The 2,331-nt window shown below is 60.6% G+C and carries 2 protein-coding genes; both read left to right on the top strand.

Features of this window, described 5'->3' with window-relative positions; translation table 11 throughout:
- Nucleotides 1-26: 26 nt before the first annotated feature.
- Nucleotides 27-1,376: a 30S ribosomal protein S12 methylthiotransferase RimO gene (gene rimO, locus NW819_RS07795; RefSeq protein ID WP_414413412.1), complete on the top strand. Its 1,350-nt coding sequence runs from the start codon at nucleotides 27-29 to the stop codon at nucleotides 1,374-1,376.
- 50 nt (nucleotides 1,377-1,426) lie between these two features.
- Nucleotides 1,427-2,143, top strand: a complete 717-nt coding sequence (gene rpiA / locus NW819_RS07800; RefSeq protein ID WP_414342421.1) for a ribose 5-phosphate isomerase A — start codon at nucleotides 1,427-1,429, stop codon at nucleotides 2,141-2,143.
- Nucleotides 2,144-2,331 lie beyond the last annotated feature (188 nt).

A 2,331-nucleotide genomic window follows, 5' to 3' on the forward strand; every position in this document is an offset into this window, starting at 1 on the left:
ACTCCGTCCCGCTTACGCGAACAGCGGTGCAGCGTACAAAGGCGTCGGTTGCCGTTTTACACCTGGGCTGCGAGAAAAACCGGGTGGACACCGAGCACATGCTGGGCTTGCTGGCTCAAGCAGGCTACCGGGTGGATGGGGACGAAGAGAGTGCTGACTATGTGATCGTCAATACCTGTAGCTTCATTGAAGCAGCGCGGCGGGAGTCGGTCAGCACCCTGATGGAGTTGGCAGTACAGGGCAAGAAAATCGTTATTGCCGGCTGCTTGGCGCAACACTTCCAAGAGGAGCTGCTGCAGGAGATCCCAGAGGCCGTGGCCTTGGTAGGTACCGGCGACTACCACCAGATCGTCCAGGTGATCGAGCGGGCGGAGCGGGGAGAGCGGGTCAATGCCGTTACTTCCAGCTTGGATTACATTGCCGACGAGACCGTACCTCGCTATCGCACCACCCATGCGCCTGTGGCCTACCTACGGGTAGCCGAGGGCTGTGATTACCGCTGCTCCTTCTGCATCATTCCCCACTTGCGGGGCAACCAACGCTCCCGCTCCATCGAGTCCATCCTCCGGGAAGCAGAACAGCTGGCCGAAGAGGGGGTGCAGGAGCTGATTTTAATTTCCCAGATCACCACCCACTACGGGATCGACCTCTACGGGGAGCCGCGCTTGGCTGAGCTTATCCGCGCCCTGGGCCAGATCCCCATTCCCTGGATCCGCATGCTCTACGCCTACCCCACGGGCATTACCCCCGCCGTGGTGGAGGCCATTCAAGAGACCGCCAATTTCCTGCCTTACCTGGATCTGCCTTTACAGCACAGCCATCCTGAGATCCTCAAGGCCATGAATCGCCCCTGGCAAGGGCAGGTCAACGACCGGGTGATCGAGCGGCTGCGCCAGGCGTTGCCCAATGCCGTGCTGCGCACCAGCTTTATCGTCGGCTTTCCTGGGGAGACGGAGGAGCACTTCCAGCATCTACTAGACTTTGTCCAGCGCCATCAGTTTGACCATGTGGGGGTGTTTACCTTTTCTCCCGAAGAGGGCACCCCTGCCTACCACCTCCCCCATCAGGTTCCAGAGGCTGTCAAACAAGAGCGCCGCGCCCGTCTAATGCAACTGCAGCAAGGCATTGCCTTCCGCCGCAACCGCGAGCAGGTGGGCCGAGTGGTACCTGTACTTTTGGAGCAGGAAAACCCCAGAACCGGCGAGTGGATTGGCCGCTCCCCTCGCTTTGCCCCCGAGGTGGATGGAGTGGTGTATGTGCAGGGGCAGGGATCCCTGGGATCCCTGGTGCCGGTGCAGATCACCCGCGCTGAGCCCTATGATCTCTTCGGTCGGGTGGTGGCAGCGCCGGAGGGTTTTAGCTGGAGCGGGCGGTAGCGGTGCAAAGCACTTTGGTAGGATCTTCATCCACGGGAGAGGAGCTGGGAATGACTACCCTTGGCGGCAGCGGGACCGAGTCTTTAGATGAGCTGAAACAGGCGGCAGCCCGGGCTGCAGTTCAAAAGGTGCAGTCGGGAATGGTGGTGGGGCTGGGCACGGGATCCACAGCCGCCTTTGCTGTCAGCGCCCTAGCAGAGCGGATGCAAAGCGAGGGTCTGCAGATCCTCGGTGTGCCCACCTCCGAGCGCACGGCTGAACAGGCCCGCTCCCTGGGGATCCCGCTGGCTACCCTAGAAGAGCAGCCGCGCCTGGATCTGGCCATCGATGGGGCCGACGAGATTGAAGTGGGATCCCTGAACCTGATCAAAGGGGCAGGAGGGGCCCTGTTGCGGGAAAAATTGGTGGAGGCCAGCGCTGCCGAGCTGATCATCATCGCCGATGCCTCTAAAAAAGTCCCGCAGTTGGGCATTCGCTTCCCGGTGCCGGTAGAGGTGGTGCGCTTTGGCTGGAAAACCACCTTGGCGCGGGTAGAGGCTCTGGGGTGCACAGCCACCTTACGGCGGAATGCCAACGGGGATCCCTACTTGACGGACGAGCAGCACTACATCCTCGACTGCCAATTCGGCCCCATGGCGGATCCTGCCAAGATCGCCGATCAACTCAAAGGGACGGTGGGGGTTGTGGAACATGGCCTGTTCATCGGCATGGCCAAAGAGGCAATCATCGCCCTCCCGACTGGGATCGAAACGCTGCAACCCAGCTGACAACTTCCTATACCCAGTCGTGTATTGGCGTTGCCCAGGAACTGGGTTTACAGCTTTTTCCGACTTCATGGGAGTTCCGTAGCCAAGCGGGAGCCTTCCCACGCAAGAGATTGATTGACACTGGCTGTGGTAAACAGCGCTGAAAAAAGCTGTACAGCTATCCCCAACTCCCCTCTCCCCCTGGGAGA

The sequence above is a fragment of the Synechococcus sp. R8-2 genome, from assembly GCF_047461715.1.
Classification (GTDB): domain Bacteria; phylum Cyanobacteriota; class Cyanobacteriia; order Thermostichales; family Thermostichaceae; genus Thermostichus.